The following is a 16,748-nucleotide window of genomic DNA, read 5'->3' as shown; positions in this document are numbered from 1 at the left end:
GTGCTGCGGGCAGTCAGACAGGGGGCAGGGTCCGGCGCCGCCCCCGCGAAACGGAGGCAATTTCATGGGAGTAATTCTACACGAAGTGTGAAAAATGATGCGTGAAGTGTGTCGCAATCTTGCTCGCTACGACAAGCGGCACGGGTGTGGAAAATGCGATAACGGTCAATCCGTTTCAACCCGGTTGCGCCCGCTCGCCTTGGCCTTGTACATGGCCTTGTCGGCGCGCGAGATGGTGTCGGCAAAAGGTTCGGTACCGCGCCGCTCCACCAGGCCGGCGGAAAACGTCACGTCGCGCTCCATGTCCAGGCCGGGAATGCGGATGGCGCGCACGCGGTCGGCCATGCGCTTGAGGACAAACAGGGCTTCGCCCACTTCGGTGCCAGGCAGCATGAGCAGGAATTCCTCGCCACCCCAGCGCGCCAGGACGTCGCCAACCCGCAGTTCGGCCCGGGCCGCCGCGGCGAAGGTGCGCAGGACCTGGTCGCCGCTGTCGTGACCGAACTGGTCATTGACGTTCTTGAAAAAGTCGATGTCGAGCAGCGCGATGCACATGGGCGCGCCGGTGGACGAATCGCGCCGCTCTTCATTGGTGAGCACCTCGTTCATGTAGCGGCGGTTGGCCAGGCAGGTCAGTTCATCAATGGTGGCCAGGGTGCGGATCTTGGCCAGGGCCGTGAGCAATTCCTGCTTTTGCTGCTTGAGGCTGGTGCGCAGCTTGCTCATTTCGCCGGTCAGCAGGGTGACGGCAAGCAGGCAGGCGGCCGCCAGGCCGAAATGCATGCCTTCCACGGCCGGCGGGAATTGCACCGGATCGTAGTTCACCAGCCACAGCATGGCCGCTGCCAGCAGGCCAATGGCGGTGGCGCACAGGAACATGGTGGCGCGGGGGCGCAGCGAAAATGTACAGAACACCATCACCACCAGCATGATCATCAGCACCGCCCCGCGGGGGGCGCCGCTGACGCCATAGGCGCCCACGATGCACACCATGGCAAACAGGGCCTGGAAGACAGCGAGCTGCCACGGCGCAATGCGCATGGCCTGGCTCACCCGTACCAACACGAACGACAGCAGTACGCCGCCCAGGGCCATGCCGTACAGGGCGTCGGTGTGGCGCGACAGGCCGATGCTCTTGTCCGCATGGAACCACAAGGTGGCAAAGGCAATCAGGTAAATGGAACCGGTCCCTGCCCAGTAACCCAGCAGACGGCGCAGCTTGGGGTCTGCGCTGAACAGGAAATGGTCGAGTTTAGTGAGCATGGATGGAGGGGGCCGGAGTAGGGATGGCAGCGGCCGGGCTGGCCTTGCTGACATCGGATAGCAAGCGCGCCTGTTCTTCGAGCAGGGAATGGATTTTGCTGGCAGGCACAGGCGCGCTGAACAGGTAGCCCTGCATTTCGTCGCAATCATTGTCACGCAAAAAATTGCATTGCTGTTCGGTTTCCACCCCTTCGGCAATGACGCGCAGATTGAGCTTGTGGCCAAGCGAGATCACGGCCATGGCAATGGCCTGGTCGTCCAGGTCGTCGGCCAGTTCGCTCACAAACGACTTGTCAATCTTGAGGCGTTTGATGGGAAAGGACTTGAGCGCCGACAGGCTCGAATAGCCGGTGCCGAAGTCGTCGATCGACAGGGAAATGCCCATCGCTTCCAGTTCGCGCATCTTGCCCACCGATTGGGCCAGGTCGCGCATGATCAGGCTTTCCGTCACTTCCAGTTCGAGCCAGGCGGGGTCCAGACCGCTGTCGGCCATGGCCTGGGCCACGCGCTCGACCAGGCGCTTTTCTTCAAACTGGCGGGGCGAGACATTGACCGAAATGGTGATCGGGGCCAGGCCTGCATCTTGCCAGGCCTTGTTCTGGCGGCAGGCTGTCTGCAGCACCCATTCACCGATCGCCACGATCAAGCCGCTTTCCTCGGCCAGGCCAATGAAGCGCAGGGGCGAGACGATGCCGTGCTCGGGATGCTGCCAGCGGATCAGCGATTCGACACCGATGATCAAGCCGGTACGCAGGTCCACCTTGGGCTGGTACAGCAGGTGGAACTGGCCTTCATCGAGCGCACTGCGCAAGCCTTCGAGCAGCACCAGCTTGTGCTCGACGCTGGCGTTCATTTCGCGCGTATAGAACTGGAAGATATTCTTGCCCATCTCCTTGGAGCGGTACATGGCCGCGTCGGCATTCATCATCAGGGTATTCGGGTCGCCCCCGTCGCGCGGATACATCACCACACCCATGCTGCAGCTGACCTGTACTTCCTGACCATCGAGCAGGACCGGTGCGTGCACGGCCTGGCGGATCTTTTCCAGCACCGGTGCCAGCAGGCCGGGATTGTCCGACTGGTCGGCCAGGATGATGACGAATTCATCGCCGCCAAAGCGGCCCAGGGTATCTTCGCGGCGCAGGCACTCCTGCATGCGCTTGCCCACCACCTTGAGCAGTTCGTCGCCCGCATTGTGGCCCAGGCCATCGTTAATGAGCTTGAAGCCATCGAGATCGATAAAGGCCACCGCCACGCTGCGCTGGCGGCGCTGGGCATGCAGGATGGCCTGGTCAAGGCGGTCGCGGATCAGGCTGCGGTTGGGCAGGCCGGTCAGGTCGTCGTGATGGGCGATATGGCGGATGCGCTGTTCCGTCAGCTTGCGCTCGGTGATGTCGCGCACGATGGCCACCACGCCGCCCTCGACGGCCACCACCTGGCGGTGCAGCCACTGCTGCTCCTGGGCGTCTTCGGTGGCGAGCCATTCGGCTTCGTGCACGCCGCCCACCAGCGTCACCTTGAGCAGATCTTCAAAGATGCCATTGCTGATATAGGCCGGCAGCACTTCGGACAGGCTCTTGCCGCGCATTTCCTGCTTGCTCATGCGGGCCAGCTTTTCGGCGCGGCTGTTGGTCGCTTCGATCACGAAATCGGTAATCGCGCCGTGCGGGCCGCTGACGCTGCGCATGACGAAGAAGGCATCAAGGCTGGCCTCGGAGGCAGCGGCGTAGGTTTCCTGGGCGCGGCGGATGCGGCGCCGGGTGCGGGTGAGCTGCCACGACCACAGGCCAATGAGCGACACCACCAGAATCAGCAGGGCGCTGCCGCTGCCGGCGGCCCACAGGTAGTTGCGGCGCTGCTGCTCAAAGGCGGCCATCTGTTCGTGTTCGGCCAGGCCCACCAGGGCCGTCATGGGGAAGCCATGCAGGCGGCGCGCGCTGGTATAGCGGCGCACGCCGTCCCAGCTGTTGACGAGCAGCCTACCCTGGTCATCGTGCCGTTCCAGCTCCTTGGCATTCTGGCCCCACAGCACCTTTTCGCCAATGCGCAGGGTGCGGAAAACATTGTCGGTGCCGTACAGGCCGAGGGCGCCGAAATGGCCCTGGCGCGACAGCTCGTAGCCGCTGGTGAAGTAGGATGGATCGACTTCGACAATCGCCACGCCGGCAAACTCGCCGTTGGCATCATTGAGACGGCGCGTGAAGTGCAGGTGCCATTCCGGATTGGCCGTATCGCGCAGGGTCTGGCTGACGTAGGGCGTGTTGGTGTCGCTGTCGCGGTGGTAGGCAAAATAGCTCTGGCGCGAGATGTCGATGAACTCGGCGCTGGGATTGCTGGCCACGATCATGCCGTTGCGGTCGGCGATGCTGACCACGAACACCAGGCCGGAAGGCAGCAGTCCCTGCTGGTTGAGGGCGGGCAGGGCGCCGGATGCGCCCTTGAGTTCGACCGCGTATTTCAGCACCTTGAGGGTCTGGTCAATGCCGCCGAGGTTGCGCTGCACCTGCGCTTCGTAGGTGTCGAGCAGTTCGCGCGACGAGGTGCGCGCACTGGCCTGGGCCGCGACGCGTTCGATGTCGATGAAGTGATTGGTCGAGACCCAGATCACGATGAGCAGCACCACGGCGAACAGGGGCAGCGAGATGTGCGTTTCCATCCCGTGGCCGAGCCAGCGGGCAAAACGCCGCGTGCGCCTGTTGTGCGTGGTGGTGCTCATCGCTGCCATGTCAGTGCAATCAGCGAATCAACAACACAGCCTTGACGCTGGCGTCGAGGGCCGCCTTGTCGATGTAGCCGATCAGGGACGGATTTTCCGCCACTTTCTTGCGCACGGCAGCGCTGTCGCCGATTTCACGCGGCGGCTGGCCACGGCCGGTGAAGATCATCTTGGTCCAGTGGGCCTTGACCAGGGGACGGGTCTTGGCGGTGAGCTTGTAATAGAACTCGTCGCGTTCGGGCGAGCCGATGTTCTGGTCCAGTGCCACCGCTTCGAGCCCGCCCGGGAATGTGGCCATCTGGCCCAGGAAGATGTCGGAGACCTGTTCCGGCTTGAGCGTGCCGACCGCGCTCTTGGCCGACACGATGACCACCAGTTCGCCGGCGGCAGCGGCGCTTTGCACGGCGCAGGCGCCGAGCACGATGGCGGCGAGATAATGCATGGTTGAGGTGCGCATGGTCAGCCTCATCAGAAAACAAAGTCGAGCGCCGCGCTCGTGACGTTGACGGCGCGGTCGGACTGGAAGGCAGGCGTCGCATTGCGCAAGGTACCGCGCGAGCCCTGGCTCGGCTTGACGCGCTCGAACTGCACTTTCAGCGCCATGTCGGTATGAAAATCCCAGCGCAGGCCGGCACTGACATTGGACTGGATGGCCACGGTGCCGAGCAGCTCCTTCAAGCCCCCGTTCAGGCCGGCCCCGATGGCGGCAAAGCGCGGCGGCAGGCCGGCCAGGGACAAGCCCTGCTCATCCTTGAATTGCTCGCCCCTGGTATAGGCGTACGAGACATACGGTGTAAAGGCCCCGCGCCGCAAGCCGGTGCTGATATAGGCCCCGTGCGACGTCGAGAAAAACGAGTCACTCTTCATGCGGCCGGCTTCGGCCATCAGGAACCAGGTGCCCGGGTCATAGTTGACACCGACCGTCATGCCGGTGGTGCGCTTGTTGATGATATCGTACTTGTCGGCGATGGCCACGCCTTGGGGACCGAATGCCCGAAAGGCGTCCAGGAAGTCGCGCACGATATTGACATTCAGGTTGGCCTTGAACGCGCTGACCCGGAAGGTGGTGGAACCTGATTCGACGGTGTGGGTGAGGCCGCCCATGTCGCGCGCCTTGACATCGGTTGTTTCAGTCAGGTAGATGTCGGTCTGGCCCCAGAAGAACTGGGTGGTGTGCTTGACACTGCCGTTGCGCCAGCGATAGGCAAGGTCCACACCGTCACTGTTGGTGATCGGCACCCCGCCATAGACCTCGACCGGCGTACGAACCCAGGGATAAGCGTAGCCGATCTTGCGGTAGTCGGCCGCCAGGAAGATGGGCAAGGCAATCCGGCCGACGCGCAGGGCGAGGTCGGGCGTTGCCTGGTATTTGATATTGCCCCATTCGACTTCCGTGCGGTAGCTGCCATCGAAACGATGCTCGGTGCCAACCTGCAGCACGGCCGACCATTTGCGGTCATGCCGGTAGCCGAGCTGCGCGCCGAACCGGCTGTCCGGGACAAAGCTGAGTGACTTGCTCCAGCCGGCGCCTTCGCCCTTGAGCGCACTGGAGGTAAAGTCTGCCTGGTCATAGTCCGAATGCACCACGCCTAGCGTGGCGAAACCGCCGAAGGTCCAGGTGGCCGCTTCACTGTCCTGGGCCTGGGCCAGGCCGGCGGTGAACAAGATGGCAGCGAAAGCACAGGCACGCAGGGGGAAATGGCGGATGGTCTGATGAGGCGTGATGTGCATTGCAGTGTTCCGATGGATGCCTGTCTGATAAGTGACGTGGAAGGCGGACGTCGTAATTGCCATGTGGAAAGGCATAGGATCAACTCTATAGGGCTGACGCTTGATTGTCGACAAAAAGGCGCCGAAAATATCTTACTTGCAAACTTTCGTGCGCGTATGCAACAAATTGATGCAGGTCTTGATATCAAAAAAATCAAGCCTGCCGGACAGGCTTTCCATGTCGATGACGGGACGCGGGCGTGTTACCAGAGGCGCTCAGGTGACAGATCAAGGTGAGTGAGGTAGAGGCGCAGGTCGAATTCGTATTGATGATAATTCGGCTCCATGTGGCAGCATAGCTTGTAGAAAGCCTTGTCGTGCTGCTTTTCTTTTACGTGTGCCAATTCGTGCACAGCGATCATGCGCAGGAACTCAAGCGGCACATCCTTGAACACCGTGGCCACCCGGATCTCATGCTTCGCTTTGAGCTTGCTGCCCTGGACCCGCGAAATGGACGTGTGCAAACCGAGCGCGTGATTGATCACGTGAATCTTGCTGTCGAATGCCACCTTGTTGATGGGTTCGGCGTTGCGCAAGTATGTCGTTTTCAAGTCCTGGACGTAGTCGTACAGGGCGCGATCGGTGCGGATGGCGTGTGGAGCAGGGTAGCGCTGGCGCAGCACATCGGCCAGCTTGTTTTGCGCAATCAGTTGCGACACCTGAGCGCGCATCTGGTCCGAATACGCGCTGAGGTATTTGAGTTCGTGCATGGAAGAACTGTAGCACATGCAAAACGCATGCGCAGGCCGTGGCCCATTTCCGGCAACCAGGGATGTGACTACTTGTGAATGTGTTACCGCGCGCTCTTCCTGCCACGTGCGGGCTAGGCTCGTGCTAAGATTTTCCCACCGCCCACTCCCGGAGCATGCGACTTGCATAATCTGCATCGGAACCACCCATGAATTCGTCGGACCTCCCCGTTCGCCGCGATCCCGCCGCATCGCAGCCGGCGTCGCCCGCGCCCGGCCGGGAGGCCATTGCAGCGACCCTTGATGTGCTGTACAAGGGGCGGCAGCCACGCCACTTCCAGAACCCGCAGCCCATGCACGCCGGGGGCGCCGACCCGCTCGACAGTATCAGCGTCTGGCAGCGCGCCGAACCGGTGCCCCATTGGCATTACGTTACCTATGGCTTGACCGACCTGTTCGACAAGCGCTCGGGCAGTGCAGCGAGCGGGTTCGGTTTCGAGCTGACCTTTCGCCTGGCGGCGGACCCGCGCGCGCTGGAAGCACCACTCTGGCCCCTGCATTTGCTGCAAAGCCTGGCGCGCTACGTTGTACGCACCGGCAATGGTTTCCATGATGGCCACCGCATGAGCACCAACGGTCCGATCACGCTGGGCACGCCAACGGCCTTGTGCTCACTGGCGTTCACGTTTGATCCGGAATTGCCCGCCATCGATACGGCCAACGGCAGTGTGGCTTTCCTGCAGGTCGTGGGCCTGACCCGTGATGAGGAAGCTGTGGCCCATAAATGGGACACCCGCAAGCTGCTTGCGACGATGCACCCCTGCATGCCCCTGTACGTGACGGATCTGGAACGCCACTCCTTTCTGACCGAACCCGGCGTGATGGTGCAGGCCACGGAAGGCATCCGCAAGGATGGCTCGTCCAGCAGCGCCGCTTTTACCGACTTGCTGGACGTCCGGCAGCGCAAACGCTTCTTGCGCAAGAGCCTGGTCGAGATCACGCTTGGCGCGCGCCAGATCGAGCAGCTGGCCGAGTTCCTGCCTTTGCGCCTGCCTTTTGGCAAGCCGTTCAGCCTGGTGGGGCCGCGCGCCCGCCTGTTTTTCGATCTTGGCCGCAAAAATGAAGTCAGTATCGGGCGCGACGGCGTGGTCTTGTTCAAGGTGAACGCGGCCAGCGTGAAAGACTTTGCCACCTTGCTTCACCCCCGCAAGGGCGTGTATAAACTGCCATCGTTCCAGCAGGTTCTGTGGGACGTGAAGCCGACGACCATCCGCAACGCCGAGGGCGATGTGGTGGAAGTTATTGGATAAGCGCTCCCTCTCATTCATCCCGCACCCATGTTCAGTCACCGCCTGCTGCACCACACCCGCCGCCATCCGTCCGCCATCTTGTTGCTGGTTCAATTGAGCGGCATGCTGCTTTACCCTTTCATTGAATCGACCCGCGCCGGCCTGGTGGCTTTCAACCTGTTCGGTGTCGTCGTGCTCGGCTTTACCATCCGGATGGTCCGCACCACGCCGCGCCCGGCATGGATCAGCGCCAGTCTGGCCGTGCTGATCATCTGCGGCCAGCTGCTGCACTGGCTGCTGGGACTGTCGTGGGTATTGCCCTGGGTTTCCGGCCTGGAAGCAGCGTTTTATTTTTACGCGGCCCTCAGCCTGATTGCCTACATGATGGAAGACTACAAGGCCACGACCGACGAGCTGTTTGCTGCCGGAGCAACCTTCACCTTGCTGGCCTGGGGCTTTACCCACGTGTTCATCCTGATCCAGGCGCTCCAGCCGGGTACGTTCGCCGCGGCAGTGAACCCGGGCGACCTGCGTACCTGGACGGAGTTGAACTATCTGAGCTTTGCGCTGTTGTCGAGCACCGGCATCGGGGACGTGATTCCCCTCACGCCACAGGCGCGCGCCGTGGCCAGCGTGGAAATGTTTTGTGGCTTGATTTACCTGGCCGGGGTGGTGGCCCGCCTGATTGCGCTCACCATGCAACGGGATCACAGCGCCCCGAAATAGCCACCCATTCCGGCAAAACGGGCCGTCTTCAGCACGGCCTGTTTTTTTCTCCTATAATTTCAGTAATTCCTGAAAATTCAAAACTTAACGGCATCAACCACATGGTCAATCTCACACCGCTGGCACAAAAATTCATCCTCCATTTTGGCGAAATGGGTAGCCGCTGGGGCATCAACCGGACAGTCGGGCAAATCTATGCCTTGCTGTTCGTCCTGAGCAAGCCGCTTAACGCCGACGAAATTGCCGAGCACCTGCAGTTTTCGCGCTCCAACGTCTCGATGGGCCTCAAGGAGCTGCAATCATGGCGCCTGGTCAAGCTGCTGCATCAGCCGGGAGACCGGCGCGAGTATTTTGAGCCGCCCAAGGATGTGTGGGACATTTTCAAGGCGCTGATCGAAGAGCGCCGCCGCCGCGAAGTGGAGCCGACGCTGTCCATGTTGCGCGACGCCCTGCTGGAGACGCCGAGTACCGAAGCCGATATCGTTGCTCAGGCCCGCATGCGCGAGATGTATGAACTCATTGAACTGTCCAGCGCCTGGTTCGACGACGTCCAGCGGCTCTCTCCCGAGACCTTGACGTCGCTCATGAAGATGGGATCGACCGTGGGTAAGCTGCTCGACGTGGGCGATACCGTGCGCGGCACTTTCCGCAAGAACAAGGCCACGTAGGCAAGGAGACCTCAATGTTCGGCTTGACTGCCCTTGAACTGGCGCGCGTCCAGTTTGGTTTCACGATATCGTTTCATATCATTTTCCCGGCCATCACCATCGGCCTGGCCAGCTTTCTGACCGTGCTGGAAGCGTGCTGGCTGCGCACGCGCCGGGAACTCTACCGCGATCTCTACCATTTCTGGTCCAAGATTTTCGCGGTCAATTTCGGCATGGGGGTGGTCTCCGGCCTGGTCATGGCTTACCAGTTTGGCACGAACTGGAGCTACTATTCCGACTTTGCCGGGAGCGTTACCGGGCCTTTGCTCGCCTATGAAGTGTTGACCGCCTTTTTCCTGGAAGCGGGATTTCTGGGGGTGATGCTGTTTGGCTGGAACCGGGTGGGACCGGGGCTGCACTTCCTGTCCACGGCCATGGTGGCGCTGGGCACGCTCATTTCCGCCACCTGGATTCTGGCCTCGAACAGCTGGATGCAAACGCCGCAGGGCTTCGAGATCGTCGCCGGCCGCGTCGTGCCTACCGACTGGTTCGCCATCATTTTCAATCCCTCGTTTCCCTACCGGCTGGCGCACATGAGCGTGGCCGCCTTTCTCGCCACGGCGCTGTTCGTCGGTGCTTCCGCCGCCTGGCACCTGCTGCGCGGGACGGACAACGCGGCGATCCGGAAAATGTTTTCCATGGCGATGTGGATGGTGGTGATCGTCGCACCGTTGCAGGCCGTCATTGGTGACTTTCACGGATTGAATACCTTGAAGCACCAGCCTGCAAAAATAGCGGCGATGGAAGGGCATTGGGAAAACAGCGGCAACGACGGTGTCCCCCTCATTCTGTTTGGGATCCCTGACATGGAGGAAGAGCGCACCAAGTACAAGGTGGAAATACCCCGCCTGGGAAGCCTCATCCTGACCCACAGCTGGGATGGCAAGGTCCCCGCCCTGAAAGAATTTGCGCCCGCCGATCGGCCCAATTCAACAATTGTTTTCTGGTCCTTCCGGGTCATGGTTGGGCTTGGCCTGTTGATGATCCTGCTGGGGGTGATCAGCGTCTGGCTGCGCTGGAGGAAGCGCTTGTGGACGAGCAGGCCATTCCTGCGCTTTTCCTTGTGGATGGGCGGCTCGGGCGTCGTTGCCATCCTGGCGGGCTGGTATACGACGGAAATTGGCCGGCAGCCCTGGATCATTTACGGCGTGATGCGCACCGCCGATGCGGTGTCGCGCCACAGTGCCAATCAGCTCGGCATCACGCTGGCGCTGTTCGTGCTGGTGTATTTTGCCGTGTTTGGCACCGGCGTTGCCTATATGCTGAGGATGATTCGCAAGGGACCCGTTATCAGCGAAGGACGCCATCCCGAGGTAGGTGGGCCCGGTCAGGCCAGGACACCAATGCGCCCGCTGTCCGCGGCACGCAAGTCTGACCGTGATGATGTCGCGCCACAAGAAGGAGTAGAAGATGGGAATTGATCTGTCGATCGTGTGGGCCGTCATTATCCTGTTCGGGATCATGATGTACATCATCATGGATGGGTTCGATCTTGGCATCGGCTTGCTCTATCCCTTCTTCAAGGACAAGGAAGAGCGTGACGTCATGATGAATACCGTCGCACCCGTGTGGGATGGCAATGAGACCTGGCTGGTCATGGGTGGCGCAGGTCTTCTTGCCGCGTTTCCCCTGGCGTATTCGGTCATCCTGAGCGCGCTATATCTACCGCTGATTTTCATGCTGATCGGCCTGATCTTCCGCGGCGTCGCTTTCGAATTTCGCTTCAAGGCACTCGATCACGAGCGCCATTTCTGGGACAAGGCATTCACGGGCGGCTCGATGGTGGCGACTTTCTTCCAGGGAGTGGCGCTTGGGGCCTATATCCAGGGCTTTTCAGTGGTTGACCGCACATTTTCGGGCGGTGCCCTGGACTGGCTGTCGCCGTTCTCGATCTTCACCGGCGTCGGCCTCATGGTCGCTTACGCGCTCCTGGGCAGTACCTGGCTCATCATGAAGACCGAAGGGGCGCTGCAACGGCACGCATACCGTTTGACGCGGCCGCTGGTCTGGATGCTGCTTGCGACGATCGTGGTGATCAGTATCTGGACGCCGCTGATCGACCCCCGTATCGCGGCGCGCTGGCTCAGTTTTCCGAATATCGTGTGGTTTGCTCCGGTGCCAATTCTGGTGGTGGCCGGTAGCTGGGGTCTACTGCGCTCCCTCGCCGTCAATGCACAGGTGAGACCGTTCGTCTTCACGCTCTTGCTCATCTTCCTCGGTTACAGCGGTCTGGGCATCAGCGTCTGGCCCAATATCGTCCCGCCCGATATCACGATCTGGGCTGCGGCATCGCCCCCGCAAAGCCAGGGCTTTGCCCTGGTGGGCGCATTGCTGATCATTCCGTTTATTTTGATGTACACGATCTGGTCATATTATGTATTTCGTGGAAAAGTGCGGGCCGGGGATGGATACCACTAATGGATGACAAGAACAATACGCCGGGGCCGTGGTGGAAGCGGCTCGGCTGGCTCATTCTCATCTGGGTGCTCAGCGTGGCGGCGCTCGGAATCGCTGCCGCTCTGATGAAAGTGGTGATGAACGCAGTAGGCTTGAGTAGCTGAATGGTGGACCGTCCCCCAGGCCCATACGGCGCTAACTTCTGCCGGCCTGTCGCCGTCGGCGTGCGGCGACAACGAGCCGCAGGCAGCGTGAGATGTCATGATGATGCCGTGTTCCATCGGATCTGGCGACGGACGGCCACTGCAAACAATCGCTGATGCCTGCCGACTGGGGGCGCGTCTCGACGGTTGCCGACGGTTGCCGACGACTTCCGACGGCTGCTGACTACTACTGACGGCTGCTGACGACTACCGACGGCAGCTAACGACTCTCAACGACTGCATAACGTTGCGCATAACTCGCGACGACCGCTCGTGATCACCTAACACTGCCGCCGATTGCAGATGACTCCCGAAGATTTCTGGCGACCGCCGAAGCCTGATCGGCGATAGTGGACGACTCTGAAAGACTGCTTGCGATCGAGAAGACATTGGTCGATTGCCGATGCCTCTCGATGACAGATGATGATCGCTGAAGACTGGTGGGCGATTGGCGACGGCGCTCACGACTGCTCCCACGCGCTGAAAATCGCTCCGCTGACCATCGATAAATCGCTGACCATCGCTTGCAGTTGCTCACCATCGCCAACAATCGCTGATCATCCTTAACAGTCGCTGACCATTGCCAACAATCGCTGATCATCCTTACCAGTCGCTGACCATTGCTAACAGTCGCCCGGCCCCTACCTCGTGCATTCCGGCCTCGGCGCGGAGTCGATAGGCTATTCTTCCTTGCCACCCTGGCGCGATCCCTTGTCAGCGGCAGCTGCTGCTTTCATGTTGCGTGCTGCGGATTGGCGGCTTTCCCCACCTTTGCGTCCAATGTCTGCCATATGCGCGCGATTGCGGCTGACCGCTTCGCCGCCTTTCTGGCCAGCGCGCCGCGCTTCTTCTGAATCGAATTCGTGGGCCGTGCCTTTTTGGTGCGCGGCCTGGCCGCCCTTGCTGGCGATTTGACGCTGCTGCTCTTCATCCATGGCAGCGAATCCCCGTTTTGCCGGGCCACTGCTGCCGGCGCCTTTTTGGGCATTGCCGGAACTGTCGCTCTTTTGCGCATTGCCGGAGCTACTGCTCTTGCTCGCGCCTTCCTTGCTGGTCGCCATCTCGATCTCCTTGAATTATTGGCCGGTCTTATCGCGCATTCATGCGCGCTCGTAAATTAGAGATACGCCCGGAATATTTAGTTCCTTGTCACCGATTGTTTTGTCTTGCCTGCCTAATTGGGAGGGCGCGGTGGCCCCCGGGTGCCGTCGCGCGGGTCGATCGGATCCATGGTGGCCGGCGGCGCGGTCAGGTCCTCGTCAAGCGCCATCCTGCGCGCAGCCAGTTGGCTGCCCAGGATCTGCAGGTCGATCCCGGCGGCCCGCGCCGCGGCGAACATGGCGCTTTCCTCCTTGTCCATGTGGTGGGCCATCTCTTCGCCGAGGACCGTGACGATGGCGTCAAAATGGTCGTCGCCGGGGTACATGATTTCGAGCTGGCTGATTAATTCGCGCGCGCCGGCGTGCTCGATGTCCGCTTCGTCCATGAGTTCTTGCTGGCCGGCGCCGGCACGCACAGCGGGATAGAAGATCTCTTCTTCGATCATGGCGTGAACCGCCAGCTCGTAGCAGATGTCGTCAACCAGTTCTGCCTTGCGCTGGTCGTCGTCATCGTCGTCCGCGGGCAGGTTGTCAAAGTCGCGAAACAGCGATTTGATCCGCGCGTGTTCCGCCCGCAGCACCTCCAGCGCGTCGCGCCCGGGCTTTTCTTGATTGGCCATGGTGGTCTCCGGCACGGCTAGTGCGCGTAGCCGGCAGCGCCGGCGATGGTGTCGGCGCGCGAAGCGTTGGTGAGCGGATCGCCTCCTGCCAGGCTGTCGTGCCCGCCGCGCCCGGCGCTGTGCTGATGGGGCGTGCTGCGCGGGGAGGCCGGCTGCATGCCCGTGAACAGGCCGGCCAGGCGCTGCTGATAGCTGTACAGATGTTCCAGGGCCGGCTGGGCCGCGTTTGCGGCCGCCGTCAGCGCCTGTGCGGGATTGGTGCAAGCCAGGATCTGGCGCGAGGCCTCTGCCGTGTCTTCCACCAGTTGCTGTGTGAGGCGCATATTAAGTTCGCCAAGCTGGCGCGCGAGCTCACAAGAGCGGCGCGTCAGGTCGGCAACGAAGGAGGCTTGGGCGTCGAAGCCCGGTCGCCCGAAGGGAGTGCTGGGAAAGCTTGCCATTGGCTACCTCGTGATAGTCGGATAAGGGCAGCGCCGCGCGGGATGCGCGCGCCTCGAACATGAAGGGGGTAGACGTCAGGCGTGGCACCAAGTTCCGTCAACGCGCGGCAGGCACCGCGTGGGTCAAGCAGTCATGGCGCGGATGGCAGGCAGGAGAGGGGAAGGCGCCAGCCCCATCGGGCACTGGCGCCAGGTACGGCAAGCGCGCTGGGGCTTACTGGTCGGCGACTTTCAGGCACAGTTTGCCGAAGTTTTTGCCTTCAAACAGCATCAGCAGTGCTTCCGGGAAGTTCTCCAAGCCCTCGACCACATCTTCCTTGCTCTTGAACGTTCCTTCCTGCATCCACTTGGCCATGGCGGCCACACCTTGCTGATAGCGGTCGGCATAGTCGAACACGACGATGCCTTCCATGCGCGCGCGGTTGACCAGCAGCGACAGGTAGTTGGCCGGCCCTTTGACGGCCGTCGTATTGTTGTACTGGGAAATGGCGCCGCAAATGACGATGCGCGCGCGCAGGTTGATGCGGGTGAGCACCGTGTCGAGAATCTCGCCGCCCACATTGTCGAAGTAGACATCGACGCCGTTGGGGCAATGCTGCTTGAGGCCATCTTTGACTTCGCTGTTCTTGTAGTCGATACAGGCATCAAAGCCCAGTTCGTTGACGACGAAATCGCATTTCTCCTTGCCGCCTGCAATGCCAACCACGCGGCAGCCGAGGTGCTTGGCGACCTGGCCCACCGTCATGCCAACGGCGCCGGCCGCACCCGACACCACCACCGTCTCGCCCGCTTTGGGCTGGCCCGATTCGAGCAGGCCGAAGTAGCCGGTCATGCCGGGCATGCCGAGCGTGTTGAGCCAGGTGGTCAGGGGCGCCATGCGCGGATCGATCTTGTAAAAGCCGGCGGTCTTGTCGGTGGCAGCGCCAGTCCAGTACTGCTGCACGCCAATGCCGCCGGATACGAAGTCGCCCACGGCAAACTTGTCCGACTGCGATTCCACCACCACGCCCACGCCGCCGGCGCGCATGACTTCGCCAATGCCGACAGGGCGGATATAGGATTTGCCTTCATTCATCCAGCCGCGCATGGCTGGATCGAGCGACAGGTACAGCGCCTTGACCACGATCTCGCCGTCGGCAATCGCGCGCACCGGTTCCGTGACTTCCTGCCAGTCGCTGCGTTTGGGCATGCCCACAGGGCGGGCGGCGAGTCGGAATTGCAGATTCGAGAGCAGGGTGGTCGACATGGTCTGGTCCTTGTGTGAGGTGGCAATCTGATTACTATACCCGAGAATTAAAACGACCGTGCTTTTTTATTTGGTGTTCGCTGTATGGCTGAGCATGCGACAATACAAGGTTGGTATGACCCGTCCCACTATCGCTCTCTATATGACGCAACCTGAATATATCCTGACCCTGTCTTGCCTGGATCAGCGCGGCATCGTGCATCGCGTATCCGGCTTTCTTGCCGACCATGGCTGCAATATCATTGATTCGGCCCAGTTCGGTGACGCGGAGTCGAAACTGTTTTTCATGCGCATGCACTTCGCCCTGGAAGACAGTGCCGTGTCCGACGCCATGCTGCGTGACGATTTTGCCGCCCTGTGCTCCCAGCTCGGCATGCAGGGCCAGCTGCACGATGCCGCAGTCAAGCCACGGGTCATGATCATGGTGTCGAAAATTGGACATTGCCTCAACGACCTCCTGTTTCGCTACAAGAGCGGCTTGCTGCCCGTGGAGATTCCAGCCATTGTCTCGAATCACATGGAGTTCTACCAGCTGGCGGCCAGCTACAACATTCCGTTCCACCATTTGCCACTGGCCACGGGGGCCGACGAAGCGACCAAGCTGGCCCAGGAAGCGCGCGTGCTCGACATCATGAATACCCACAAGATTGACCTGGTGGTACTGGCGCGCTACATGCAAATCCTGTCGCCGGGGCTGTGCGAAGCCATGCGCGGCAAGGCCATCAATATCCACCATTCCTTCCTGCCCAGCTTCAAGGGCGCCAAGCCGTATGCCCAGGCCCACTTGCGCGGCGTGAAATTGATTGGCGCGACCGCCCATTTTGTGACGGGCGACCTCGATGAAGGCCCGATCATCGAACAGGATGTGGAGCGGGTCGATCACGCCATGACGGCCGAGACCCTGAGCGCCATCGGCCGCGACGTGGAGTGCGTGGTGCTGGCGCGCGCCGTGAAATGGTTCGTGGAACACCGGATTTTGCAAAACGGCGACAAGACTGTCGTCTTTAAATAATTAAAGGCAAGTGCATTAATGGCTCTCAAAGCAACCATCTACAAAGCAGAACTTCAAATTGCGGACATGGACCGCAATTATTACCAGTCGCATTTGCTCACTTTGGCGCGGCACCCGTCGGAGACCGACGAGCGCGTCATGATCCGCCTGCTGGCCTTTGCCATCCATGCCAGCGAGTCGCTCACCTTCACCAAGGGCCTGTTCGATACCGAGGAGCCGGACCTGTGGCAAAAGGACTTGACCGGGGCCATCGAATTGTGGATCGAGGTAGGGCAGCCGGACGAGAAGCGCTTGATGAAAGCGTGCGGGCGCAGCGAGCGCGTGGTTGTATACAGCTACAGCGCCACCAGCCATATCTGGTACAAGCAGATCGCCAACAAGCTGGAGCGGGCAAAGAATCTCAGTGTCATCAACATCCCGGCAGAAGCAAGCGCGGGCCTTGAAGCCTTGGCCAACCGCAATATGCAGCTTCAGTGCACGATCCAGGACGGCCAGATCTACCTGACCGACAGCGTGACAACGGTGCTGATCGAGCGGGAAGATTTCAAGGCTGTCCGCTAACGATATAAT

The 16,748-nt window shown here is 61.1% G+C and carries 18 protein-coding genes; 9 read left to right on the top strand and 9 right to left on the bottom strand.

Annotated elements, in window-relative coordinates; genetic code table 11:
* Window positions 1-165: 165 nt before the first annotated feature.
* The 5 genes from KY495_RS00600 to KY495_RS00580 all read right to left on the bottom strand — a co-directional run bounded on the left by KY495_RS00600 (window position 166) and on the right by KY495_RS00580 (window position 6,459).
* Window positions 166-1,263 carry a diguanylate cyclase gene (locus KY495_RS00600; protein WP_219881859.1) on the bottom strand — a complete coding sequence of 366 codons (1,098 nt, stop codon included), beginning with the start codon at window positions 1,261-1,263 and terminating at the stop codon, window positions 166-168.
* Window positions 1,253-3,988, bottom strand: coding sequence for an EAL domain-containing protein (locus KY495_RS00595; RefSeq protein WP_229518447.1), 2,736 nt, complete (start codon window positions 3,986-3,988; stop codon window positions 1,253-1,255). The genes KY495_RS00600 and KY495_RS00595 overlap by 11 nt, the downstream gene beginning before the upstream one ends.
* Before the next feature lie 10 nt (window positions 3,989-3,998).
* Window positions 3,999-4,436 (bottom strand): phosphate ABC transporter substrate-binding protein, encoded by a 438-nt coding sequence (locus KY495_RS00590; protein ID WP_219881858.1) that lies wholly within the window; start codon window positions 4,434-4,436, stop codon window positions 3,999-4,001.
* 11 nt (window positions 4,437-4,447) lie between these two features.
* Window positions 4,448-5,710: a hypothetical protein gene (locus KY495_RS00585; RefSeq protein WP_219881857.1), complete on the bottom strand. Its 1,263-nt coding sequence runs from the start codon at window positions 5,708-5,710 to the stop codon at window positions 4,448-4,450.
* Window positions 5,711-5,952: 242 nt separating this feature from the next.
* A complete protein-coding gene (locus KY495_RS00580; protein WP_219881856.1) occupies window positions 5,953-6,459 on the bottom strand; it encodes a M48 family metallopeptidase in 507 nt (168 codons plus the stop codon).
* Window positions 6,460-6,647: 188 nt separating this feature from the next.
* Between KY495_RS00580 and KY495_RS00575 the strand changes: the two genes are divergently transcribed.
* The 7 genes from KY495_RS00575 to KY495_RS00545 all read left to right on the top strand — a co-directional run bounded on the left by KY495_RS00575 (window position 6,648) and on the right by KY495_RS00545 (window position 12,327).
* Window positions 6,648-7,748, top strand: coding sequence for a suppressor of fused domain protein (locus tag KY495_RS00575; RefSeq protein WP_219881855.1), 1,101 nt, complete (start codon window positions 6,648-6,650; stop codon window positions 7,746-7,748).
* Between the two features lie 102 nt (window positions 7,749-7,850).
* Entirely contained in the window at window positions 7,851-8,453 is a 603-nt protein-coding gene (locus KY495_RS00570) for an ion channel (RefSeq protein WP_229518446.1), read from the top strand.
* Window positions 8,454-8,554: 101 nt separating this feature from the next.
* On the top strand, window positions 8,555-9,121 hold the full coding sequence (locus tag KY495_RS00565; protein ID WP_219881853.1) for a GbsR/MarR family transcriptional regulator: 567 nt from the start codon (window positions 8,555-8,557) through the stop codon (window positions 9,119-9,121).
* Between the two features lie 14 nt (window positions 9,122-9,135).
* A complete protein-coding gene (locus KY495_RS00560) occupies window positions 9,136-10,581 on the top strand; it encodes a cytochrome ubiquinol oxidase subunit I (RefSeq protein ID WP_219881852.1) in 1,446 nt (481 codons plus the stop codon).
* Complete coding sequence (gene cydB, locus KY495_RS00555; RefSeq protein ID WP_219881851.1) at window positions 10,571-11,578, top strand: cytochrome d ubiquinol oxidase subunit II; 1,008 nt, start codon at window positions 10,571-10,573, stop codon at window positions 11,576-11,578. The genes KY495_RS00560 and cydB overlap by 11 nt, the downstream gene beginning before the upstream one ends.
* A complete protein-coding gene (locus tag KY495_RS00550) occupies window positions 11,578-11,721 on the top strand; it encodes a DUF2474 domain-containing protein (protein WP_219881850.1) in 144 nt (47 codons plus the stop codon). The genes cydB and KY495_RS00550 overlap by 1 nt, the downstream gene beginning before the upstream one ends.
* Window positions 11,722-12,180: 459 nt before the next feature.
* On the top strand, window positions 12,181-12,327 hold the full coding sequence (locus KY495_RS00545) for a hypothetical protein (protein ID WP_219881849.1): 147 nt from the start codon (window positions 12,181-12,183) through the stop codon (window positions 12,325-12,327).
* A gap of 113 nt (window positions 12,328-12,440) precedes the next feature.
* On the opposite strand, the gene KY495_RS00540 is transcribed toward KY495_RS00545, so the two are convergent.
* The 4 genes from KY495_RS00540 to KY495_RS00525 form a co-directional block, all read right to left on the bottom strand.
* Window positions 12,441-12,821, bottom strand: a complete 381-nt coding sequence (locus KY495_RS00540) for a KGG domain-containing protein (RefSeq protein ID WP_219881848.1) — start codon at window positions 12,819-12,821, stop codon at window positions 12,441-12,443.
* 113 nt (window positions 12,822-12,934) lie between these two features.
* Window positions 12,935-13,480 carry a hemerythrin domain-containing protein gene (locus tag KY495_RS00535; protein ID WP_219881847.1) on the bottom strand — a complete coding sequence of 182 codons (546 nt, stop codon included), beginning with the start codon at window positions 13,478-13,480 and terminating at the stop codon, window positions 12,935-12,937.
* A gap of 17 nt (window positions 13,481-13,497) precedes the next feature.
* A complete protein-coding gene (gene phaP, locus KY495_RS00530) occupies window positions 13,498-13,920 on the bottom strand; it encodes a TIGR01841 family phasin (protein WP_219881846.1) in 423 nt (140 codons plus the stop codon).
* 214 nt (window positions 13,921-14,134) lie between these two features.
* Window positions 14,135-15,166 (bottom strand): NADP-dependent oxidoreductase, encoded by a 1,032-nt coding sequence (locus KY495_RS00525; protein WP_219881845.1) that lies wholly within the window; start codon window positions 15,164-15,166, stop codon window positions 14,135-14,137.
* 142 nt (window positions 15,167-15,308) lie between these two features.
* On the opposite strand from KY495_RS00525, the gene purU reads away from it, so the two are divergent.
* Window positions 15,309-16,178 (top strand): formyltetrahydrofolate deformylase, encoded by an 870-nt coding sequence (gene purU / locus KY495_RS00520; protein WP_219881844.1) that lies wholly within the window; start codon window positions 15,309-15,311, stop codon window positions 16,176-16,178.
* Between the two features lie 18 nt (window positions 16,179-16,196).
* Window positions 16,197-16,739, top strand: a complete 543-nt coding sequence (locus tag KY495_RS00515) for a YaeQ family protein (protein ID WP_219881843.1) — start codon at window positions 16,197-16,199, stop codon at window positions 16,737-16,739.
* Window positions 16,740-16,748: the final 9 nt, after the last annotated feature.

This window comes from Massilia sp. PAMC28688 (assembly GCF_019443445.1).
Taxonomy (GTDB): domain Bacteria; phylum Pseudomonadota; class Gammaproteobacteria; order Burkholderiales; family Burkholderiaceae_D; genus Telluria_A.
This window is presented reverse-complemented; position numbering and strand designations above follow the sequence as displayed.